This is a genomic window from Sorangium sp. So ce117, from assembly GCF_051524395.1.
In the GTDB taxonomy this organism is placed as follows: Bacteria; Myxococcota_A; Polyangia; order Polyangiales; family Polyangiaceae; genus Sorangium; species Sorangium cellulosum_B.
On the sequence record NZ_CP150309.1, the window covers coordinates 3,590,761 to 3,612,609 of the forward strand.

Consider the following 21,849-nt stretch of genomic DNA (forward strand, 5'->3'; position numbering starts at 1 on the left):
ATGCGGCGCGGTTATTAGAGGCGTGCCGGCAGGACCCGAAGCGCCCCTGCGGTTCGCGCGCGGTCTCCCGCGTGCTATGCACGCACGCTTCGATGAGTCCCGACCGCGAAGCCGCCGGCGCAGGCCGGCCGTTCACTGCCGCCGATCTCGACGCTTGCCTCAAGGTGCTGGAGGCCCTGGCCCTCGATCGCGCGCAGCTCGCCGCCATCAGCTCCGAGGACCGCCGCCGGCTCCTCCTGGCCGCCGGCCGCGTCTCGCGCCCCGAGCGCGCCGAGCAGCGAGAGCTCGCCAGGGCGTTCCGCAAGCGCGACCGGCACGCGCAGAAATCCGCCGACGCCGCCCTGCTCGATGCGGTCGGCATCCGCGTCGCCCGTCGAGAGCCCGTGTTCCGCACGCCGGACGCGCTCGCCCCGGCCGCGCCCCCGCTGTCGTGGGCCGACCCCGCCGCGGAGCCCGCGTCGCCGCCCGAGGCGACCGAGGAGCCCGGGCCGCCGGCCGAGCCGGGCGCGCCGGAGCTCGCGCGGCCGCGCAAGTGTTACGTCTGCAAGGCCGAGTTCCGCAAAGTCCACTTCTTCTACGACGCGATGTGCGCCGCGTGCGGCGACTTCAACTACCGCAAACGCAGCCAGACCGCGCCGCTCGACGGCCGCGTCGCGCTCGTCACGGGCGCGCGCGTGAAGATCGGTTATCAGGCGGCGATCATGCTCCTCCGCGCCGGCGCGCGGGTCATCGTCACGACCCGCTTCCCGCACGACGCCGCTCGCCGCTTCTCGGCCGAGCGCGACTTCGACGCCTGGGGATCACGGGTCGCGATCTACGGCCTCGATCTCCGACACACGCCGAGCGTCGAGCTCTTCACGCGCCACCTCCTCCACACGCTCGACCGGCTCGATTTCATCATCAACAACGCGTGTCAGACCGTGCGGCGACCGCCGGGCTTCTACGGCCACCTCATCGAGGGCGAGACCGCGCCCGTCCGCTCGCTCCCGCAGGGCGCTCAGCCCCCGCTCCGCGAGTACGACGCGCTCCGCGCGTGCGGCACGCTCCCCCTCGTCGCCGGCGCCGACCCCACCGCGGGCCTGCGCGAGCCCGCCTTGCTCTCCCAGATCCCGGCTCCGGGCGATGAGCGCCTCGACGAGCTGCTCTTCCCCCAGGGGCGCTACGACGCCGATCTCCAGCAGGTCGATCTCCGGACGCTGAACAGCTGGCGGCTCACCCTCGCCGAGGTCCCCACCGTCGAGATGCTCGAGGTGCAGCTCGTCAACGCGGTCGCCCCCTTCGTCCTGAACTCCCGGCTGAAGCCGCTCATGATGCGACGGCCCACGTTCGACAGGCACATCGTCAACGTCTCGGCGATGGAGGGGCAGTTCTACCGCCGTTACAAGACGGACAGGCACCCTCACACCAACATGGCGAAAGCCGCGCTCAACATGATGACGCGCACGTCCGCGCCCGATTATGTGAAGGACGGCATCTTCATGAACAGCGTCGATACGGGGTGGGTCACCGACGAGGACCCCGCGGCGCTCGCCGCCCGCAAGCTCGAGGAGCACGGCTTTCATCCGCCGCTCGATATCGTCGACGGCGCCGCCCGCATCTGCGACCCTATCTTCGCCGGGCTGCTCAGCGGCCAACACGCGTACGGCCAGTTCTTCAAAGACTACATGCCGACCGACTGGTAGGCGCCGCCCGCGCCAGGGCGCGCTCCTCTTCGTCCAACAACCGCCCGCGAGAGGCACCCGGCGACGAGCTGGTCCGGCTGGGCTCGCTCGTCCGCTCACGCGGTGCACCTGCTCGCTCGCTCGGCCTGTCTGACGCGCCTCCGACGTCCTGTTCAGGTCGCTTGACGCTGCGCATCCCTTTCTTGACAGTCGAGACAGCCCGCTGATAAGCGATAACTTAACACTTACCACCAGGAGGGAGCGCTCCCAATGGAGATTCTGATCCACAACCCGCTGACCCGCTTCCTCATCCAGGCGTTCTTGATCATCGCCTGCTCGCGCCTCGTGGGCCTGGTGGCCCGCCGGATGGAGCAGCCGATGGTCATCGCCGAGGTCACGGCGGGCATCCTGCTCGGCCCGTCGCTGTTCGGCTGGCTCTTTCCCGATACGTCGGCGGTCCTGTTCGCAAAGGATTCGTTGCCGCTCCTGAAGCTGGTGAGCGAGGTCGGCCTCATCGTCTTCATGTTCCTCATCGGGCTGGAGCTCGACCCGAAGCTGTTGCGCGGGCGCGGCCACGCCTCGGTCATCATCAGCCACACGAGCATCGTCGTGCCGTTCGCGCTGGGCGGGCTCCTCGCGCTCTACCTGTACCCCCGGCTCTCCGACAGCTCCGTACCGTTCTCGTCGTTCACGCTGTTCATGGGCGTGGCCATGAGCATCACGGCGTTCCCGGTGCTCGCGCGCATCCTCACCGAGCGGCGCCTGCTGCGCACGAAGGTCGGCGCTCTCACCATCACGTGCGCCGCCGTCGACGACGTGACCGCCTGGTGCATCCTCGCGTTCGTCGTCTCGATCGCGCGCGCCACGGGGCTCGTGGGCGCCGTCTGGACCACCGTCTTCGCCGTCGCCTACATCGCCGGCATGCTGTTCCTGGTCCGCCCCTTCCTCGTCCGGCTCGGCGAGCGCGGCTCCAGCAAGGAAGGGCTCTCGCAGGACCTCGTCGCCATCACGCTCCTCCTGCTCATCGTGTCGAGCTGGATGACCGAGATGATCGGCATCCACCCGCTGTTCGGGGCCTTCATGCTCGGCGCGATCATGCCGAAGGGCACCGGCTTCGCGCAGAGCCTCGCCGAGAAGCTCGAGGACTTCGCCGTGGTCTTCCTGCTCCCGCTGTTCTTCGCCTACAGCGGCCTGCGCACGCACATCGGGCTGCTCAACTCGGCCGACGGCTGGATGATGTGCGGCCTCATCATCCTGATCGCCTGCGTCGGCAAGTTCGGCGGCAGCGCCGTGGCCGCCCGCTTCACCGGCCAGAGCTGGCGGGAGGCCAGCGCGGTCGGCATCCTCATGAACACCCGCGGCCTGATGGAGCTCATCGTCCTGAACCTCGGCTTCGATCTGGGCATCATCTCGCCCAAGCTGTTCACGATGATGGTGCTCATGGCGCTGGTCACCACCTTCATGACCTCGCCGCTCCTGCGCTGGATCTACCCGCCGGAGGAGCTCGCCAAGGAGCTCGCCGACGTGCCGGAGCGGACGCCTCTGCCCACGGCAGCAGAGGTGTTCACCGTGCTCATGTGCGTCTCGTACGAGCGCTCCGGCCCCGGCATGGTGACGCTCGCGAGCGCCCTCGCCGGCACGGGCCCCGAGGCGAGGCGCCTCTACGCCCTTCGCCTCATCCCGCCGACCGATCGCGGCTCGTTCTACCTCGACCAGGGGCCCGAGCGGCAGGGGACGGCCGCGCTCGCGCCGCTCCTGTCGCGGGCCAAGGAGCTGGGCGCCGAGGTCCGGCCGCTCTCCTTCGTCTCGCCCAAGCCGAGCCACGACATCTGCAACGTCGCCGACGTGAAGCAGGCCGACCTCGTGCTGGTCGGATGGCACAAGCCGCTCCTCAGCCAGACCGTGCTCGGCGGCACCGTCTACGAGGTGATGCGCGGCGCCCACACCGACGTCGGCGTGCTCATCGACCGCGGGCTCGCCGCGGTCCAGAAGCTGCTCGTGCCGTTCCACGGCACGTTGCACGACAAGGCGGCGCTCGCGCTGGCCCGCAGGCTCGCGCAGCAGGTCGGCGCCGACGTCACCATCCTCCACGTGGTCAAGCCGAAGCGCAGGTCCGACGATACGCTCGGCGCGCAGGAGGCGGTCGACGAGGTGTTCGAGGGCGAGGAGGGCGGCGCGCTGCGGAAGTCCAAGGTGCTGCTCAAGGTGGTGGAGCACGACTCCCCCGCGGACGCGGCCCTCGAGGAGGCGAAGCGCGGCTACGATCTCGTCCTCGTCGGCGTCGGGCCCGAGTGGGGCCTCGCGCAGCGCCGGTTCGGCATCCGCGCCGAGCACATCATCCAGGGGTGCCCGACCTCGCTGCTCGTCGTGCGCCACTACGAGCCCGCCGCCGTGTCCGCCCCAGCCACGGCGCCCGTCCCGAAAGTCCTCCCCGCCGCCCTCGCGGTCGAGCCCGATCGCTCCTGAAGCCCCATGCCAGCGATGTCCGACGCTGACGGCGCCGCGCGCGCCCGCGCGGTCGCCGAGTTCGGGGCTACGCTGCGGCTCCTCCGCGTCGAGGCGGGCCTGAGCCTGCGCGCGCTCGCGCACCGCATCGGCGTCTCCAGCGCCTACCTGAGCCGCGTCGAGCATGGGCACGACGCCATCCCCACGCCCGACCGGCTCACGGCGATCGCGGGCGCGCTCGATCTCCCGCCGGCGGTGCTCCTCGAGCTAGGCCACCAGGTCGAGCCGCTCGTCTCCCGCTACCTCGACCGCGTCCCGTCGGCGAAGGCGCTCTGCGTGGAGCTCGCGCGGCGCAACCTCACCGGCCCGCAGCTCGCGCGCGTCAAGGCGTTCATCGACGCCGAGTTCCCGGCGAGCGCGGCCTTCGGGGGGCGGCCCGCGCGGCGGCTCTGCGAGCTGCTCACGCCCGAGCGCGTCGTGCTGCACCTCTCGTGCGCGGACATCGAGGACGTCATCGACGTCGCGGCGTCCCGGCTGGCGCCTCCCGGCAGCGTGCTCGCGGCGAGCGCGCTCGCCCAGGAGATCCTGCGGCGCGAGCGCGAGTCGCCCACGGCGCTCGGCAACGGCGTCGCGGTCCCGCACGCGATCGTCCCCGGCGCGTGCTTGGCGGCCGCGCTCGCGACGCTGGCCGAGCCGCTCGCGGTGCCGACGCCGGGCGGGGCGCCGCTCCGGTTGTTCGTCGTCCTCGTCTGCGCCGAGGGGGGCCGCGCGCACCTCGAGCTGCTCGCCCAGGCGGCCAGGCTCGCCAGGCTCGGGGCCGCCGATGCGCTGTGTGCCGCGCGCGACCCCGCGCAGCTCATCGACCAGCTCTCGCAGATCGAAGCGGGCTGCGGCTGATCGCCGCGGCCCCCGCCGCGGGCGGCGGGAGGGCCCGCCCGTCACTCGACGCGGACGAGGCGCTGCACCACGGACGAGCCGCCGCGCGCGTCGCGCAGGACCGCGGTGATCGTGGCGACGCCCGGCTCGGCAGGCGGGATCCACCTCACGGCGTGATCGCCGATGTACCCCTTATTCGCGTCGCTCACGAGCTTGATGCTCCCGTCGAGATCGCCCAGATCGGCGAAGTAGTCGACCCAGACGATCTCCTTCAGCGCCTGCTGCTGCGCGCTGGGATCGTCCTCCGCCACCGTGTCGGGGTCGACGATCGCGTCGAGCTCGTAGGCGTCGCACTCGACGAACGGATCCTCCGCGCTGCAGCCGGCCTCGCGCCGCGCCTCCGCGCTCACGCGGCAGCGCGAGACGGTGGGGATGTCGGCGAAGTCCTCTGGCAGGGGCTCGCCGTCGAGCGTGAGCCCCTGCATCTCCGGGTTCGCGTTCTCGCGACCCCCCTCGAAGGCGTAGATCTGCGTGTAGCCGGGCACGAAGCTGTCCGGGCCGAGCCGGCGCCCGCCGCTGAAGCAGGCGGCGGGGAACGTCCCGGCGCGGCCGGTGCCCTGGTCCTCCACGAGACCGAGCTCCCCGGTGCAGGCGACGAAGAAGACGAACGCACTCCCGAAGGCCGGACCCCCGGTGGTGGGCGGCTTGCGGCCGGTGAGGATGTCGTCGCTGATCGTGATCGTGTACGTGTCCCCGAAGCCGGGGCGCACGCCGTTGAGGTCGGGCAGCGGGACCGTCGGGTCGCCTCGCTCCACCCACGCCTCGATCTCGGAGGCGATGCCTTCGAGCTGCGCGTAGCAGCCGTAGTAGTCGTCCCCGACCGGGTTCTCGCACCCGCCGAACCAGTAGACCGAGACGGGGCGCGACCCGTCCTCGGGGCCGTCCAGCCCGTCCTGGTAGTGGATCCGGAAGGTGACCTGGTCTCCGGGGTTGGCGTACGGCTTGTCGGCGACCACCGCGAGGACGCGGAGCCCGCTCACGAGGCTCGGCGCATCGAAGCCCGCGACGCACCCCGAGGCGATCGCCGGCGACGCGATCGCCGCGAGCGCGAGCGCCCCCAGGACCGCACGCCGCCACCGGCGCCCGCGGCGCTCGGGACGCTCGCGCTTCGCCGCGCCGTTCATCGCCTGCGCCCCGCGCATCTCAGAACTCTCCTCGCATCCCGAAGCTCGGCAGGATGGGCAGCCCCGTGACGTACTGCCGGGCTGTGTAGTTGTAATTGTACTGAATCGCCTCGCTGTTCGCGTTGTTGTAGACGTTCTGCACGTCGAGGTAGGCCGAGAGCCGCCAGGTCTTGAACTTCCACGTCTTGTCCAGGCGCAGATCGAGCTGGTGGAACGCCGGGAGCCGCTCGCTGTTCGGGCCGGAGAACGGGATGGGCGTATACGTCCCGGTGGGCGCGTAGAAGAGCGCGTTGGTGCGGTACGGGTCGCAGCTCTGCTCGTTGACGTTGCACACGTTGGGCGTGACCAGGTTGCCGGAGACGAGGCGGAACCGGGCGCCGAACTCCCAGCCGTCACCCAGGCGGTAGCTGCCGAGCACCGTCAGGATGTGGGTCTGATCGAAGGGGACGAGCCGCTCCGGCTCGCCGGGCTCCGGCACCCGCGTGCTGCGGGACAGCGTGTACGCGGCCCAGCCGAAGAAGCGATCGTCGGGCTTGTACTTGAGCAGGAACTCGCCGCCGATGACCCTGCCCGATCCGACGTTCTGGTAGTCGAGCTGGATCGACCCGGGTCGGTTCACGCCGACGACGAGCTCGTCGAGCTGCTTGTAGAACCCCTCCGCCGACGCCTCGATGTGCCGGGTCAGCTCCTGCTCGACGCCGGCCGCGTAGTGCAGCGCGCGGGTCGACTTCAGGCCGGGGTTGCCGAGCGGCGGGATCACCTCCTGGAACTGCGGCGGCTGGTGGAACACCCCGAGGCCGCCCTTCACCGTGGTCCGCGGGAACCCGGGGACGACGTCGAAGCGCCCGTTCACGCGCGGGCTCACGGTGACCTGCTGGTTCAGGTCCTGGTAATCGACGCGCAGGCCCGGGACGATCTTCGCCCGAGGGGTCGGGGCGAGCTCGAGCTCGGCGTACGCCGCGGGGTAGAAGAACTCGCCGTCGCGCGAGACCTCCTGGAGGGTGCGCGTCGAGAACGGCTGGTTCGGCGGCTCGCCGGGGCGGTTCGGCCCGGGGGCGCGGAGGTTCACGGCGTAGAGGCCGGCGAAGACGTCGAGCCCCGCGTTGAACACCGTGCCCTTCGAGATACGCCGCGCGTACTCGAGGCGGCCGGAGATCGTCTTGAGATCGAGCTGGAAGTAGATCGGCCCGATCCCGAAATCGGCGTCGTCGCGCGCGATCGCGAGCACCCCGTCGAGCCGGTCCTTGTCGGTGAGCTCGTGATCATAGCGGAGCTGGAGCCGCTGAAACGCCGTGTGCAGCCCGACGTTGCCGGAGAGGGCCGGCTCGTTCGGCGCCGGGTCGCTGAGCAGCAGCTCGAGGGCGTCGTCGGAGCCGAAGAACGTGAGGCGGAGCCGCGCGGAGGGCGTGGGCTCGGTCTCGAGGAGGACCTGGTAGTCGTAATAGACCGGCGCCTGCGTGACGCCTGCGCCCGCGGCCTCGAGCACGGGGCCGAACGACTCGCCGATGTAGCTCCGCCGTCCTGCCACCATGAAGCGGGTGTTCTCGAGGAACGGCACGGGGCCCTCGAGCAGGACGCGCGCGTCGATGAGGTCCATCTGCGCCAGGCCGTGGAGCTTGCCGTCCTCCTTGGGCGAGCGGAGGGCGACGTCGACGATGCCGCCCTGCACCCGGCCGTACTTGGCGCTGAAGTTGCCGGGGTAGAAGTCGATCCGATCCAGCATCTCGGTCGGCACGACCGAGGAGAGGCCGCCGAAGTGGTAGATGAGCGGCACCTGCGTGCCGTCGACGAAGGTCTGCGTGTCCTGCGGGCCGGAGCCGCGGACGATGAGCAGCCCCGCGATGCTGGGCGGGCGGGCGACGCCCGGCAGGTTCTGCAGCGAGCGCAGGGCGTCGCCGTTCGTGCCGGGGATGCGGTTGATCTCGCGCTGCTCGATCGTGCGCTTCGTGACTTCGCGCGGCGGCCGCTTGCCGCGGACCGTGACCTCGAGGCCGTCGCCTTGCGGCAGGAGCCGGTACTTCACCTCGAGCTGCTCTCCGGGGGCGAGCGCCTCCTCGACGGAGAGCGGCTCGAAGCCGGGCGCCGCGATGGTGACCTGGTAGCGCCCCGGCGGCAGCGCGGCGAAGGCGAAGGCGCCGCCCTCGTCGGTCGTGAGCCCCGGCGGCGCGGCGGCCGTCGCTGCGCCAGCGCCCGCGCCCGCGACGCGCGCGACCGAGATGGTGGCGCCGGCGAGCGGGACGTCGCCCCCGCTGGCGAGCACGGTGCCGCGGAGGCTCTCGGCGGGCTTCGCGGGCTCGCCGGCGGCCGGCGGCGGCGAGGCCGTCTTCAGGGTGAACGAGTAGCGGTACAGGATGCGGGCCGGGGCGGGGGTCCCGTCGGCGCGGCGGGCGGGCTCGAAGTCGAGCTTCTGGGCCGCGGCGAGCGCCGACTCATCGAACCCGTGCCCTGCGCTCTCGACGACGACGGCGTGCTTCACGCGCCCGTCGCGGTCGATGTCGAGCTGCAGGGTGACCGACGCTTCGCGCCCCTGCTTCTCGGCCTCCGGCGGGTACTCCGGGGGCGTGTAGTTGAGCGCCCGCGGCGGCGTCGCCTTCCCCGCCGGCGCGGCCGTGGAGGCAGGCGGCGTGACGATCGCGCCGCCCGGGCCTCGGGGCACGGCCGCACCGCCCTCGGGCGCCTGTGGCGCCGCCTGCCCCTCCTGGCCTGGCTGTTGCGCCCGCGCCGGGGAGGGCGAGAGGGCGGCGAGCAGCGAGAGGAGCGCCGCGGCGGCAGGCCTGCGGTCGCCTCGCGCGCGCAGGCGCGGGCGCAGGTCACCGATGCGGATGGAGGCGGCGGGCTCCTGCGTGGTCACGGCGTCACACCGGGTCGCGCCGCTTCAGCACCGCGCAGAGCGTGACGAGGAGGATGAACGTCATGCCGGCGAGCACCGCATAGGGCATCCAGGTCTGATCGTACGTGGTGAAGCCCCACGCGCCCGCGTAGTTGTCGGCCGCCATCTGCGCGATGGCGCACTTGAACTTGCCGCCCTCGATGAAGTCCGCGGCGCTCGTGTCCGTGCGGTGCAGATCGATGACCCACGCCGGATCCTCCGCGGTCGCGAGCCGCTCCGGCGCGATCGCGCCCTCGAAGCCCCAGCGCGCCGGGATGATGTACATGAGCGGCCGGAGGTGCGGGACGGTCGTTATCGGCACCATGAGCCCGCCGAGGACGACCTGGGGGATGAGCGCGATCGGCGTGAGCGCCATGGCCGCCTCGGACGAGGCGACCACCGTGGAGAGCAGGAGCCCCATCGCGACGGCGCTGAGCGAGGTGGCGGTCAGCGCGGCGAGCTGCATGCCGAACGCCTGCATGCCGCCGTGGAAGCCGAGGGCGAAGAACACGATCGCGAGCAGGACGGTGCACTGGACGAGGCAGAAGCCGGCGAGCAGCAGGTACTTGGAGAGCACGTAGTTGACGAGCCCCAGGTTGACCATGCGCTCGCGGAGGTAGATGGCCCGCTCGCTGACGATCTCGCGCGCCGCGTTCGAGGTCCCGAACCAGACCGCGGCGACGACGAGGAAGAAGATCGCCGCGGTGTGGTCGGTGGTGACCTCCATGCCCTTGATGACGTCGGTGCTCTTGTCCGCGCCGCCGGCGCGGCGGCCGAGCTCCTGGAGCGCGCCGAGGCACCACGCCGGGATCGCCTTCTCCTGCCCGCCGAAGACGATCGCTAGCAGGATGCCGATGATCGGGGCCTGGAGGAGCATGATCAGGGTGCCGCCGATGTCGCGCTTCTTCACCTTGAAGTAGCGCGACAGGAGCAGGCCGAGCTGCCCCTTGGTCGTGGCGCGCCCGGCGGGGATGCCGCGCTGCCCCTGGCCGGTGCCGATCTCGCGCCGGCCGGAGTACATCCGGCGGTACGTCGGGTTGCCGTCGCTGAAGAACTCCTTGCGCCACTCGATGGCGGCGAGCTTCCTGGCGTCGCCGCGCGACGCGTTCGGGTTCCGCGCGCGGAGCTGATCGAAGATGGGCCGCTCGCGGAGCGCGAGCATCTCGAACATGTCGCGCGGGTTGTCGACGTCGTTCTGCTGGCCGTGCCGCTCCTTCCAGCTGCCGAAGAAGCGGTACGCGTCGGGCCGGGTCGGCCCGAAGAACATCGGGATGCCGCCGTAGCCCAGGATGAGCGCGTGGCTGAACTTCTCGAACTCGTCCTTCGCCGGCTGGTGGATCGTCATGATGATCGTCTTGCCGGTGGCCTTCGTGAGGTCATGCAGCAGGCTGATCAGCGCGGTCGTGTCGTCGGCGGCGAGGCCCGAGGTCGGCTCGTCGAGGAAGAGGATGACGGGATCGGTGACGAGCTCGAGCGCGATGTTGACGCGCTTGCGCTGCCCGCCCGAGAGGATCTTGTTCTCGGGCTTGCCGATCTGGAGGTTCTTGACGCCCTCGAGGCCGAGATCCTTGATGGTCTGCTCGACGCGCGCGTCGATCTCGGCCTCGGTGTAGTCGGGCGGGAGGCGGAACTTCGCGCTGTAGCGGACGGCCTCGAAGACGGTGAGCTCCGGGTGGACGAGATCGTCCTGCGGCACGTAGCCGATGGATCCGCGGAGCGTGTCGTAGATGTTGTAGAGGTCCTCGCCGTTGATGCGGACGACGCCGCTCGTCGGCGGCAGGTAGCCGTTCAGCGTGAGCAGGAGCGTCGTCTTGCCGGCGCCCGACGGCCCCATGAGCGCGATCATGTCGCCCGGCAGCGCCTTGAACGACACGTTGTCGAGCAGGGTCTTCTGCTCGTTCGGGTTGTCCCTGTCGGGGACCTGGAGGACGAGGCTCCACGCCTCGATCTCGTAGAGCGGGCGCCCTGCCCACCGATCGGCGGAGTACTCCTCCTGGACGACCTCGACGGCGCCCGCGCCCCCCATCTCGATCTGGAGGGGCATGGGCCCGATGTAGATCTTCTCGCCGCTCTGCACGGCGATCTTCTGGCCGGGCGCGATGCGGTTGCCGCGGACGTAGGTCCCGTTCGCGCTGCCGCGGTCCTCGACGTAGAGCTGCCCGCTGATCGAGTGCAGGAGCGCGTGGTGGCTCGACACCTGGGGGTGGGCGAGCACGATGTCGTTGTCGGGCGTGCGGCCGATCTTCTTGACGTTCGATCCGCCGCCGGAGAAGTCGAGCTGGCCGAGGACCGTCTTGTTCTTCCTCCCGGGCGCGCCGGCGGCGGGCACCGAGGACGCCGCGTGCGCGGGCTGCTGCGGCGGCGCGTAACCGCCGGCGACGCCTGGCGGCGCGTGACTCATGGCGCCGGGCTGCTGCTGCGGCGCGTAACCGCCGGCGCCGGGCTGCTGCGGCGGCGCGTAGCCGGAAGCGGCAGGCTGCGGCGGCAGGACGCTCGCCGCGGGCGGGGCGCCGGAGGCGGCCGGCAGCGCGGATTGCCGGGCGGCCTGCGCGAGCTGGACGAGCAGGCTGATCTGGACCGGGACGGGCCCGAAGGCGATGGCGCCTTGTGGATCGATGGGCGTCGGCGAGCCAGCGGCGATGCGCTGCGCGCCCACGTACGTGCCGCTCGTCGAGTTGTGGTCGATGACCATCATGCGATCGAGCGTGACGGTCGCGTGCTGGCTCGAGACGCTCGGGTGCTGGAGCACCAAGGAGGCGCGCCCGGGGTCTCGTCCGATCACGACCTGGCCGGGCGCGGGCGCGAGGCTCCCGGGCGACGCCAGCATCAGCGTGATGGCCGGATGGTTCAGCGGGACCGGCGTCTGCGCGACCACGAACTGGGTGCGGAAGTCGAACGGGACCTGCTCTCCCGGCGAGAGGGGCCGCCCGTTCGCCGAGGCCGGCCCTTGCCCGCAGGAGAAGAGCAGCTTGCCACCCCCCTGGTTGACGATGCGCGCGTGCTCGGGCAGGACGCCGGGAGCGACGAGCACCACATCGCAGGTGGGGGCGCTGCCGATCGTGATGCTTTGTTTGCCTAGCCCCGGGATCATGCGGGCCGCGTTTCACCACAGGCCGTCGGGGAGGGCAAGGGAAGAGGCGCGTCCCGTGCGCCGCCTCGCGCCACGCTGGCGCGGTGCCGCTCGCGGGAGAGGAGCGCGCTTCTGCACGCGCGCGGCCATGGGCGCCGTTCGGCGGGAGGCTCTCGCCCGCTGGACGAACGGATCGTCGGCGCGGAGCGTCGTGACTTCCGGGAACAGGGGGTTCAGCGGGTCACAGATCGAGCAGCATGAAGCCGGCGCGGGCCTCCTCGAGAGAGGGTGTACGGGTCGACTCCGCCACCTCTTCTTCCAGATCCTCAGGCGCGCCATCCATGTCGTCGCCGTGCTCGATCTCTTGGTCGCCAGGCATGGAGGGACCTCCAGAAAGTTAGGCTAATCCGGAATCCCGTCTTTCTTCAATCGCATTCGGCGAGCGGGGCCGGTGCGCGGTGGTCGTCTGAGTTGAGCGAGCCGAGCTCGGTCCTCGTTCTCGTCTCCGTCGCGGGTTCCGCTCATCCGTGCGGGGCGGTGGGTGGGGGCGGCTTTCCTGCGTTTTCCCGCGTTTTCCCGCGCGCTTCCGCTCCGCGCTCAGCTGCCGAGGAGCTTCCAGAGCAGGAAGACGAACAGCACGAGGAGCACGGCCGAGGCCGAGGCGATGAGGGCGATGTAGACGCCGCGCGGGGCGCGCACGGTGCTCGGCACGCTCGATGCCCCGGAGGACGAGACAGGTCCGGAGAAGCTCGGTGCCGGCGCGGGGCGTGGGCCGGTCGCGGCGTACGCGTGAGCATGCAGCGGCGCGGGCGCGAGGTGTGGGGGCGGGGCGGCGGCGACCGGGGGACCACCGGGCGCTGCTGGGTTGTGCCCCGGGAAGGCAACCGAAGGCGGCGGAACATCCTGCTCGGTCGCGTGAAGAGGTGCACCATAGGCGGCGCCGACGTGAGGCGCTGCGCCGTACGCGGCGCCCGGATGGTGCGGCGTACCGTAAGGGACGCCAGGAGGGGGCGGCGCACCGTAGGCGGCGCCAGGAGGATGCGGTGCGCCGTAGGGGACGGCGGGGTGGGGCGGAGCGCCGTAAGCGGCGCCTGGGTGAGGCGGCGCTCCGAACGAACCAGGCTGAAGGGCCGCGACGCGGCCCATCGGAGGCGGCGCGGGAGCGCTCAGGGGAAGGGGAGACAGCACAGCGGGCGCGTCGGGCGCGTTCGGGTAAGCCACCGGGGGATGGGCGCCTGGCATGGTTGGAGGCAGCGCCAGCGCGGAGTCCAGCGGCGTGGGCGTCATGGCCGACCCGCCGTCGGCCGCCGTGGGGCTCACGGCCTTCGCGCTGGGGGCAGCGGCCGGAGCCACGGGAGGCAGCTCGTCGGTGGCCGTGGGGCTCACGGCCGGCGCGCTGTCGACGGTGGTGGGGCGAAGCGCCGGCGCGCCATGCGCGGCGCCCGGTGCGACGGCCGGCACGTTGTCGGTGGCTGTCGGCGCGACGGCCGGCACGTTGTCGGTGGCCGTCGGCGCGACGGCCGGCACGTTATCGGAGCCCGTCGAGGCCGCGCTCGCCGCGGAGCGGGGGGACGCTGGACGCAGCCCCGGCGCGCCGGTGGAGCCTGCCGGGACCACGGTGACGGCGTCGCTGGTGGACGCAGGGCGCGGCGTGTCGGGGGAGCCCGTCGGGACCACGGTGATCGCGTTGTTGATGGACGCCGGGTACGGCGCCGGGGCGTTTCCCGCGGCCGCCGTGCCCACCGCCGCGCCGCTCGCGGCCGCAGGAGCGCCATGGCCGTGGGGGAGCGGCGTGCTCGTGGCGAGCTGCTGGCCGATCGCCCCCGCCTCGGACCGGGTCATCGCGACGGTCTCCTGAGGCCGTGAAGCGCGCGCAGGATTGACGCCGTCGCCCGGGCCAGCCGCCCCTGGTGGCCCGTGCGCGATGGTCAGCGAGCGGCTGCCCGTCTCGAGCACCCGGACCATCTGGACGGTGATGTTGTCGTGACCGCCGCGGTGGTTCGCGAGCTGCACGAGCATCCGGCACGCGTGATCGACCGAGCCCGATGCGAGCGCTTGCCGCGTGCACCCGAGGATGTCGCCGGGGAGCACGAGATCGGTGAGCCCGTCGCTCGACTGGATCAGCACGTCTCCCGGGTAGAGCTCCATCGGCTCGGGTCGAACCTCGACCTCCACCTCCGGCTTCATCCCGAGCGCGCGCGTGATCTTGTTCGCGTCGGGGTGGCCGATCGCCTGCGCCTCCGTGATCATGCCCGCGTCGATCATCCCCTGCACCATCGAGTGGTCGCGCGTGAGGGGGTAGATCTGGTGGCTCCGGATCACGTACGCGCGGCTGTCGCCTACGTGTGCGACGTCGATGCCGCGATCGTGGAGGACCATCGCGACGACGGTCGAGCCGGGCCGGACGCGGTTCTCCGGCGGCCCGCCCAGCTGGTAGACGCGGCGCCCCGCTTCCTCGATCGCGGCCTTGAGCGCCCCGCTCGGATCCACGGTGGCGGGTGTGCGCTCGATCATCTCGAAGATGGTCGTGATGGCGGTGCGGCTCGCCTCGCTGCCGCCATAGTGTCCGCCCATGCCATCGCACAGGACGCACAGGTAACCGAACTTGGTCTCGGCGTAGCCGCAGGCATCCTCGTTGACCTGCTTGTTCGGGTCCCGACCAGCATCGCTGGCCTGGGCGAACTCGATCTTGAGGTGCGGGGAGGACTCGGTCGGGGGCATCATGGGGGGGCGTCGCTCGGGGCGCGAGAACGGGCCCCGGACACGCTACTCCAAACGGACGCTGAACTCGACGGGGCCGAACCGCAACGACGCGCCGGGTGGCACGAGCGTCCACACGGCCGCGGCGATGCGCTGGCCGTTCACGTAGGTCCCGTTGTTGGAGTTCTCGTCCCGCACGAACAGCTGGCCGGCCTCGAGCTTCACGCTCGCATGGGTGCCGGAAACGCGCGGCTCCGACAGCGCGATCAGGCACGAGGCGCCGTCGCGCCCGGCGCGCACCTCGGCGCCGGGGTGCACGGTGAAGATGCCCGCCGGGCCCGAGAGCGTCGCCCGGCTGGCCCCGCCCATGGGAGCGCCCATCATCGGCCCGCCGCCATAGCCGAAGTCGCCCGGAGGCGGCGGCGCGGGCGCGTAGGGCGGAGGCGGCCCGCTCCCCGCCACGATGGGCCTCGGGGGCGCGGCCGCCACCGTGCCGCCGCGTCGCTTCCCGCCGCCGCGGAAGATGGAGACGAGGAGCAGCACGATGACGACGCCGCCGAAGGTCACGCCGCCAATGAGCAGGTACGGCAGCGGCGCCTCCTTCGCCTTCAGCGTGAGGATCTTGTCGGCCGTGATCGCGCTCGTCCGCCGCGCCTGGTTGTCGTAGATAATGAGGCGCGCCGTCATCTGGTCGCCCTTGCCGACGAGGAACTTGTCGGTGTCCGGGAGCTCGAACTCGACGACGCTGTCGCCGGCCGAGACCGCCTTGCCGCGCATCCCGCCCTCGATCAGCGTCCGCTGGGCCTTCTTCGCGTCCTCGAGGTTCCCGCCCTGCAGCGACTGCGGCGCGGCCTGGTTCTTCGGGACCATGTAGATCTCGGCCCGCTGCGCGTTGCCACCCCAGCAGAAGTTGCCGAAGATCTTGACCGTGCCGCCGGGATAGATCGGCGTCTTCTTCGCCGCGCGGTCGGTCGCGTCGCGGTCGATGTCGAGCGGCCACGCGGTCGGATCGATGCCGACGGGGACGTTCTGGAAGGTGGCGTCGCCCGCGATCGGCGGATCCGTGTTGATGAAGGCGAGCTTGAACGTCTGCGTGATGCTCGGCGCGACGCACGAGACCCGCCACTTCACGATGTGCATCTTGTTGAAGCGGGTGCGGATCGCGTTGACGATGTTGGCCGCGCGCCGCTGCTGGCCGTCCCGCACCACGCTGAAGAAGCCGCCGATCTCGGTGTTCGCCATCCCTTCCATGAACTCGCGGGCGTTCGCCGTGAACTCCTCGACGAGCTGGCTCGGGAACCAGATCGAGATGACGGGCACCGGCGTCTTCGGCAGGACGTCGTTGTTCTCGGGGAACCGCCCCTTCGTCAGGTACTCGCGGAGGAGGTTCGACGCGGCGGCGGTCGAGCTGGGATCAGCGCCGGCGGAGCCGTTCGAGAGGACCACCATCGCCTGGTGCATCGGCACCTGGACGCCCTGACCTGCGTTGCCGAGCTCCTTGAACGCGTCGGTCGCGGCGTTCTTGATGATCGTGAAGAGCGGGCGCGTGCGGCCCTGCGTCGGGTAGGTGCGCGCGACGCCGGCGATCGCCTGCGCCGCCGCCTGCTTGTTGCTCACCCACTTCGAGTCCTCGACGATGCCGCGATCGTTGAAGAACATCACGTCGACGATGTCGTTCGGCTGCATCGCGTTGACGAACGCGCTCGCGACCGCCTTCGCCTCGTCGAAGCGGTTGCCCATGCTCGACGCGGCGTCGATCAGGATGAGCCACGCCGTCCCGACGCCCGGCTGACCGGCGCTGTCGCCCCACCGCGCCTTCGACTCGAACTTCGCCGGCAGATCCGTGCCGTCGACCGTGACGGAGAGGATCGCGTTCTTGTCCGGGAAGTCGAACGACGAGTAGAGCGCCGACGGCTGCTCGATCGCATCGGCGACGCAATCGAGGTTCGCGTTGCCCGTGAGCGCGGCGCAGTTGCGGGTGAGGTCGCTGAGGCGCTTGTTCTGCACGACCTCGAGCACGGTCGTGAGCACGGGCGAGCCGTCCACGGTGCTCGCGCGCGGGTCGATGCGGAGCACGTGCGCCTCGGGCGCGGCCTCGGCGCGGCGCTGTCCGGCGAGGAGTGCGAGGACAGCGGCCGCGAGCGCGAGGAGCCTCGCGCAGCGCAGGGCCTTGCCCTCGCGCCTGCCGCGACGGGCGGAGGCGCTCATGGAGTGGATCGGGCGAGTCGCGTCATGAGAGGGAGTCATGCGTGGGGATCTCCAGCGGGCGCGAGGGAGCCGAGGAGCGCTCCCTGCGCGAGCGGGGCGGCCGCCGCGCGCTGGCGGCGGCTATCCGGTTGGTTTTCACGCAGCCTGGCGGGGCGCCAGGTGCCGGTCGAACGTCGCGGGGGAAGGGGGGCCAGGCTCGGCAACGCCTCTCCTCGTGCGATGGGCCCGTCAGGCCCGCGCGGCCACGCTGAGCAGGATGACGCTGAACCCGCCGAAGCGGATCTTGTCGCCATCGCGCAGCTCGCGTCGGCCCTGGAAGCCGATCGCCTCCTCATTGTGGAATGTCCCGTTGGTGGAGCCGAGGTCGGCGAGGACGAGCCGACCGCCGTCGATCTCGACCGTCGCGTGATGCGTCGAGGTCGTCCCGTGCGCTATCTCGATGTCGACCTTCTGCCCTGTCTCGGCGCGGCCGACGATGTTCTTGCCTTGCCAGAGCGGCCAGAACCTACCGAGCGTGTCGTCCTGGAAGCTGACGAGGAAGCCGGCGAGGGTGCGGCGGCTCTCCTGCCCCGCGGCCCTCGGCGGCGCCGGCGTCGGCGGGCGCACCGCGGGAGGAGGCGGGATGTACGCGGGCGGCGGGCCCGGCGGGGCGATGTTCTGCTGTGGCTGCGGCGGCTCGCCGTAGGCTCCGCTGCCGCTCGCCTGCGGCATCGGCGGCGGCGCGGATGCCCCGTGCTGGTTGGGCGCATAGGCCGTCTGGTTGAAGGGATCGCCGCTCATCTGGATGCCGTCGAGGGCGATCGGGTGGCCTCCTTCCATGCAGAACGAGCCGCCCGCCGGGATCGCGTGCCCCTGCACGCAGCGCGCGCCCTGCGGCTGCGGGGGCGGACCGAAGCCGGGCTGCGGGGGCGGGCCGAAGCCGGGCCGCGGGGGCGGAGGGCCGGGATAGCTGCCCTGCTGCTCCGGGAAGCTCGGGGCCAAGCCATAGCCGCCGCCCGGCGCGCCGTAGATCGGCGGCTCCGGCGGGAACGGCGGCGGCTTCAGCGGCACCGGAGGAGGCGGCTGGGGCGCCCCGTAACCACCAGGCTGCGGCCCGAAGGGCGGAGGCGGACCGAAGCCGGCCGGGCCGCCCTCGGGCGCCGGCGGGAACCCGGGAGGCGAGCCTGGAGGAGCCCCGAAAGGCGCCGGCGGGGGCGGACCAAAACCGCCGCTCGGCGAGCCATAGTTCGGGGGAGGCTCGGGGGGCGCCCCGAAGCCCGGAGCAGGAAACGGCGGAGGAGGAGGCGGCGGCGGAGGAGCCCCGAACGCTCCAGGCCCGGACGGGGTGAGCGGCGAGGCGCACACAGCGCAGAATTTATCGGCGGGGGTCGCGGGCGCACCGCAACGCGGACAGAGCATGGTGATCCTTCTCGGGTTTCGCGGCGCTGGGGCACCGCCGCCGCGAGCATACCGTGGCCGCTCGGCCGAGGATCAAGGAAGAAGTATGCGGGAACCCTTGCTACAGGCCGGCAACGCGGTGCGTGCGCGCGCATGCAGGCGTCACCGCCCAGCGCGCAGCTGCTTCCGCGTTGTGCCATGGATACTTGCGCGCGCGATCGAACCAGGGAGCCGGCTGTCCCCCTGGCAATCTGCGCTGCGGGAGCGCTCTCCTCGCGGCCGGTGTGCCGGCCGGCGGGATCAATCCTTTGCGTCGCGGACGCGAGCGGCCTTGCCTGCCAGGTTGCGCAGGTAGAAGAGCCGCGAACGGCGGACCACGCCACGCGAGACGATCTCGACCTTGTCGATGCGGGGGCTGTGGAGGAGGAACATGCGCTCGACGCCGACCGTGAAGCTCACCTTGCGCACGGTGAAGGTGCTCCGGACCCCGGCGCGGTGGCGCTTCAGAACGACACCCTGGAACACCTGGATGCGCTCCTTCTCGCCCTCGACGATCCGGTAGTGGACGCGCACCGTATCGCCGACCCGGAAATCCGGGATCCCCTCGCGGAACAGGGGAGCTTCGATCTTCGCGAGGATGTTCGAGGTCTGCATGGTCGGTCAATCCTTCAAAGGGTCGGGGATCCGTCTTCGCGGTCCCGTGCCCGTGCTCAAGGGGGCTGGGCCGCCGCCGTTCGTGGACTGCGTCCGGCGGAGCGGGGGCCGCGCGCGGCCCTCGTGCTTCACGCGATGAACGCAGATGGAACCCGGTTGCGGTTCCGGGAGAACATGGGCGCGAGCGCGTGCCCGCGCACCTCCCCGGGGGGTACCGGAGAGGTGCGGCATTATGCATGCGGGCGATCCGGTGTCAACGCCGGCAGCGGAGCAGTCGCGCAGTCGCTCTTGATGCGCGCGCTTCGTGCCGGGCCTGCTGCCTCAGCGGCGGACGGGGATGATTTGCACGCGGCGGGCCTCTCCCTCGCCGTCGCTCTTGGTGACGACGCCCGGGAACTTCGCCAGCGCCAGGTGGACGACGCGGCGGTCCTGCGGGTTCATCGGCTCGAAGGTGATGATCTTGCCCTCCTCGACCGCCTGCTTGCCCAGCCTGCGCGCCATGGAAGAGAGCGTGTCCTCGCGCCGCTGCCGGTAGCCCTCGGCGTCGATGATCACATGACGCCGCTTCTTGCCCGGCCGGTTGATCACGCGGTTGGCGAGGAACTGCAGCGCCGAGAGCGTCTGCCCCTTCTTGCCGATCACGCGGCCCGCGTCCTTCCCCTCGATCTCGAGCCGGATCTCCTCGGGCGGATCCTCCTCCTCGTTCTCGAGGAGGTCGACGGTGCAGTCCATGCCCATCGCCGCGAGCACATCGATGACGAAGTCGAGCGCGACGTCAGCGCGCCCGTCCTCCTCGAACTCGGCCGCGTCGCCAGCGCCCTGCGCCTCGGCATCGACATCCGCTGCGTCGATTCCCCTTTCGGCAACTTCACTATCCACGGACACGTGCTTTTCCCTTTCCGAGAGCAGGGGCCGACTTGTCGTCGTCGCCCGGAGTCTTCTTCATCGCGGATTGGGGCTCCGCGCTCGCGACCTCTCGCACCTGGATGCCGCCGGCCCGTTCGTTCTTCGCCTTCAGGTAGCGCTCGACGAGCACCTGCTGCCCGATGCCGAGCCAGGTGTTCGTCAACATGTAAACGCCGAGGCCGGCCGGGAGGAAGAGCATCATCGCGGTGAAGATGCCGGGCATCAGGTACAGCATCATCTTCTGCTGCGCCGGGTCGCCCTGCGGGGGCATGAGCTTCTGCTGGATGAAGCTCGAGCCGCCGAGGACGATGGGAATGATGAAGTACTTTCCCGGGGCCGACAGGTCCGGAATCACGGGGCCGAACGGGGTGTGGTAGAGCTCCACCGCGGTCTGGAGCGCGGTGTAGAGGGCGAACCATACCGGCATCTGGAGCAGCATCGGGAAGCAGCCGACGACCGGGTTCGCGACCTTGTTCTTGCGCCAGAGCTCCTGCATCGCGAGGCCGCGCTGGGCGGCGTCGTCCTTGTACCTCGCGTTGATCTCATCCATCTCCGGCTTGAGCTTGCGCATCGCCGCGGAGCTCTTGATCTGCTGGATGCTCAGCGGGAAGAGCAGGAGCCGGACCGTGATGGTGAGCAGGACGATCGCCCAGCCCCAGCTGCCCACGGCGCCGTAGAGGACGTAGAGGTACGAGACGAGGAGCTTCGCGATCGGCGAGAACCAGCCGAGGTTGATGACCTCGCTCGCCCCGTGGTCCACGGCGGCGAGCAGCTCGCGCTCCTTCGGCCCGGTGAAGGACAGGAGCTTGTAGGTCACCGCGCCGCCGGGCGCGAGCTCGTGCTCCGGATAGGCGAGCCGCGCGCGATAGATGTGCCCGTAGCTCGGGTCCTTGCTTTTGTCCTGGAACTTCGATGAATCCCAGACGTCCTCGATCTGCGTCTCGGCCGTGGGCTGCCCTGGCCCTTCCAGCGGGATCGCGATCTTGCTGAAGTAGCTGCTGGAGACCGCGGCGAACCGCGCGTTGCCCGGGGTGCGCCGCCAGCGCTCGGCGGTGAACTCCGGGTCCTTGAAGTCGCCGGGCTCGAAGGCGTCGGGGAGCTGGCGCTCGGTCTTCTGGTCGGTCGCGGCGACCGTCTCGGTGATCCACTCCGAGATCAGGCCGAGATGGCCCTCCGTCTCCTTCTGGGTTCGCCACGCGGTCTGCTCGACGGCGAGCCGGTGCTTGCGCGGCTCCTGCGCGAGGTTCTCGACCGTCATCTGCACCGAGAGCTCGAAGGGACGCCCCGTCGCCGCGACGACCTTCGTGAGCCTCGTCGCGCTGTCGGCGTAGGTGAACGTGCAGCTCTTGCCGTCCTGCGCCGAGAGCTTCCAGTCGAGGTCGTCGAACGGCACCTGCGGCGCGCTGCCGCCAGGCAGGTGCAGGTCCGTCCTGAGAGGCATCCGCGACTCGAGCGAGGTCGTTACCAGGTCCATCGGCCTGCGCTCGCCGTTACCCGTCGTGTATTTCGGGTCCGTCATCCAGAGGTGCCGGAGCGACCCGCCTTGCGTCGACAGCTCAGCCTTGAAGCGATCTCCGTCGATAACGCACGTCTCCGCGGGCGCGCGCTCGGCGGGGGCCGTGCTGTCGTTGACGTCGAGCGGCTGGAGCTGCGGCGCGCCCTCACCGAAGAGGAGCGGCTTGCCGAACTGGAAGAACAGGATGATGGCGAGGCCGAGGAACAGCCATTTGGCGATATTGCTGCGTTCCATGAAGTCCTTCGTCGATCCCAGGATCTCGAGCCGCGCCCTTCGCTGCGGGCGTCTCGTGACGCCTCACGACCCTGCTCAGGGTCGCTCCGTGCGGGCTTCGCTCCGCGGCGTGTCGGGCGCCGTGCCGCAGGGGGCCTTGTCGATGGCCG

At 71.1% G+C, this 21,849-nt stretch carries 13 protein-coding genes; 3 read left to right on the forward strand and 10 right to left on the reverse strand.

Annotated features, from left to right (window positions below; translation table 11 throughout):
* Positions 1-92 precede the first annotated feature (92 nt).
* From WMF46_RS13555 to WMF46_RS13565, 3 genes are all read left to right on the forward strand, one after another.
* Positions 93-1,682 (forward strand): SDR family NAD(P)-dependent oxidoreductase, encoded by a 1,590-nt coding sequence (locus WMF46_RS13555; RefSeq protein ID WP_437986000.1) that lies wholly within the window; start codon positions 93-95, stop codon positions 1,680-1,682.
* A 249-nt stretch (positions 1,683-1,931) separates the two neighbouring features.
* Complete coding sequence (locus WMF46_RS13560; protein WP_437986001.1) at positions 1,932-4,127, forward strand: cation:proton antiporter domain-containing protein; 2,196 nt, start codon at positions 1,932-1,934, stop codon at positions 4,125-4,127.
* Between the two features lie 6 nt (positions 4,128-4,133).
* Entirely contained in the window at positions 4,134-5,003 is an 870-nt protein-coding gene (locus tag WMF46_RS13565) for a PTS sugar transporter subunit IIA (protein WP_437552340.1), read from the forward strand.
* A gap of 41 nt (positions 5,004-5,044) precedes the next feature.
* Here WMF46_RS13565 and WMF46_RS13570 read toward each other — a convergent pair whose 3' ends face one another.
* The 10 genes from WMF46_RS13570 to yidC form a co-directional block, all read right to left on the reverse strand.
* Complete coding sequence (locus tag WMF46_RS13570; protein ID WP_437986002.1) at positions 5,045-6,184, reverse strand: hypothetical protein; 1,140 nt, start codon at positions 6,182-6,184, stop codon at positions 5,045-5,047.
* A 1-nt stretch (position 6,185) separates the two neighbouring features.
* On the reverse strand, positions 6,186-9,017 hold the full coding sequence (locus tag WMF46_RS13575) for a TonB-dependent receptor domain-containing protein (protein ID WP_437986003.1): 2,832 nt from the start codon (positions 9,015-9,017) through the stop codon (positions 6,186-6,188).
* Between the two features lie 4 nt (positions 9,018-9,021).
* Positions 9,022-12,126 (reverse strand): FHA domain-containing protein, encoded by a 3,105-nt coding sequence (locus tag WMF46_RS13580; RefSeq protein WP_437986004.1) that lies wholly within the window; start codon positions 12,124-12,126, stop codon positions 9,022-9,024.
* A gap of 220 nt (positions 12,127-12,346) precedes the next feature.
* The gene (locus WMF46_RS13585) at positions 12,347-12,484 is read right to left on the reverse strand and encodes a hypothetical protein (RefSeq protein ID WP_437986005.1); all 138 of its coding nucleotides are present in this window, start codon (positions 12,482-12,484) and stop codon (positions 12,347-12,349) included.
* Between the two features lie 218 nt (positions 12,485-12,702).
* A complete protein-coding gene (locus WMF46_RS13590) occupies positions 12,703-14,829 on the reverse strand; it encodes a protein phosphatase 2C domain-containing protein (RefSeq protein WP_437986006.1) in 2,127 nt (708 codons plus the stop codon).
* Between the two features lie 42 nt (positions 14,830-14,871).
* Entirely contained in the window at positions 14,872-17,013 is a 2,142-nt protein-coding gene (locus tag WMF46_RS13595; protein ID WP_437986007.1) for an FHA domain-containing protein, read from the reverse strand.
* Between the two features lie 228 nt (positions 17,014-17,241).
* Positions 17,242-18,411 carry an FHA domain-containing protein gene (locus WMF46_RS13600; protein ID WP_437986008.1) on the reverse strand — a complete coding sequence of 390 codons (1,170 nt, stop codon included), beginning with the start codon at positions 18,409-18,411 and terminating at the stop codon, positions 17,242-17,244.
* 279 nt (positions 18,412-18,690) lie between these two features.
* A complete protein-coding gene (gene rplS / locus WMF46_RS13605) occupies positions 18,691-19,044 on the reverse strand; it encodes a 50S ribosomal protein L19 (protein WP_012235149.1) in 354 nt (117 codons plus the stop codon).
* A 321-nt stretch (positions 19,045-19,365) separates the two neighbouring features.
* Entirely contained in the window at positions 19,366-19,923 is a 558-nt protein-coding gene (locus WMF46_RS13610; protein WP_437768639.1) for a protein jag, read from the reverse strand.
* Positions 19,916-21,700 carry a membrane protein insertase YidC gene (gene yidC / locus WMF46_RS13615; protein ID WP_437986009.1) on the reverse strand — a complete coding sequence of 595 codons (1,785 nt, stop codon included), beginning with the start codon at positions 21,698-21,700 and terminating at the stop codon, positions 19,916-19,918. Before yidC ends, WMF46_RS13610 begins: the two co-directional genes overlap by 8 nt.
* Positions 21,701-21,849 lie beyond the last annotated feature (149 nt).

Coding starts and splice junctions, on each gene's coding strand:
- WMF46_RS13600 (WP_437986008.1), bottom strand. CDS start 18,411: ATGCTCTGTCCGCGTTGCGGTGCGCCCGCGACCCCCGCCGATAAATTC.
- rplS (WP_012235149.1), bottom strand. CDS start 19,044: ATGCAGACCTCGAACATCCTCGCGAAGATCGAAGCTCCCCTGTTCCGC.
- WMF46_RS13595 (WP_437986007.1), bottom strand. CDS start 17,013: ATGAGCGCCTCCGCCCGTCGCGGCAGGCGCGAGGGCAAGGCCCTGCGC.
- WMF46_RS13580 (WP_437986004.1), bottom strand. CDS start 12,126: ATGATCCCGGGGCTAGGCAAACAAAGCATCACGATCGGCAGCGCCCCC.
- WMF46_RS13555 (WP_437986000.1), top strand. CDS start 93: ATGAGTCCCGACCGCGAAGCCGCCGGCGCAGGCCGGCCGTTCACTGCC.
- WMF46_RS13565 (WP_437552340.1), top strand. CDS start 4,134: ATGCCAGCGATGTCCGACGCTGACGGCGCCGCGCGCGCCCGCGCGGTC.
- WMF46_RS13585 (WP_437986005.1), bottom strand. CDS start 12,484: ATGCCTGGCGACCAAGAGATCGAGCACGGCGACGACATGGATGGCGCG.
- WMF46_RS13590 (WP_437986006.1), bottom strand. CDS start 14,829: ATGATGCCCCCGACCGAGTCCTCCCCGCACCTCAAGATCGAGTTCGCC.
- yidC (WP_437986009.1), bottom strand. CDS start 21,700: ATGGAACGCAGCAATATCGCCAAATGGCTGTTCCTCGGCCTCGCCATC.
- WMF46_RS13570 (WP_437986002.1), bottom strand. CDS start 6,184: ATGCGCGGGGCGCAGGCGATGAACGGCGCGGCGAAGCGCGAGCGTCCC.
- WMF46_RS13560 (WP_437986001.1), top strand. CDS start 1,932: ATGGAGATTCTGATCCACAACCCGCTGACCCGCTTCCTCATCCAGGCG.